Source organism: Thalassospira mesophila (assembly GCF_002115755.1).
GTDB lineage: Bacteria > Pseudomonadota > Alphaproteobacteria > Rhodospirillales > Thalassospiraceae > Thalassospira > Thalassospira mesophila.
Window position 1 is genome coordinate 1 of record NZ_JFKA01000070.1, and the last position, 436, is coordinate 436.

The following is a 436-nucleotide window of genomic DNA, read 5'->3' on the forward strand; positions in this document are numbered from 1 at the left end:
GCCTGTACGCGCTCCACCATCTGTTCGCGCTGCAGGATGTCCAGCGTCGCCAGCGCGACCGCGCAGCTGACCGGATGGGCGGAGTAGGTGTAGCCGTGCGGGAATTCGAGCTGGTAGTCCGGCTCGCCGCCGTTCATGAAGGTGTGGTAGATCTCCGGCCGCACCACCACCGCGCCCATCGGCTGCGCGCCGTTGGTCACCTGTTTGGCGATGTTCATGATGTCCGGCGTGACGCCGAACGCCTCGGCGCCGGTCATCGCGCCGCAGCGGCCGAAGGCGGTGATCACTTCGTCGAAGATCAGCAGAATGTCATGCTGGGTGCAGATCTCGCGCAGGCGCTGCAGATAGCCGACCGGCGGCACGATCACCCCGGCGGAGCCGGAGAACGGTTCGACGATCACCGCGGCGATCGTCGAGGCGTCGCGCAGCGCGATGA

The 436-nt window shown here is 67.2% G+C and carries 1 protein-coding gene; it reads right to left on the reverse strand.

Annotated elements, in window-relative coordinates; genetic code table 11:
• On the reverse strand, nucleotides 1-436 hold a 436-nt coding region (locus TMES_RS22075; RefSeq protein ID WP_143589785.1), incomplete at both ends, for an aminotransferase class III-fold pyridoxal phosphate-dependent enzyme.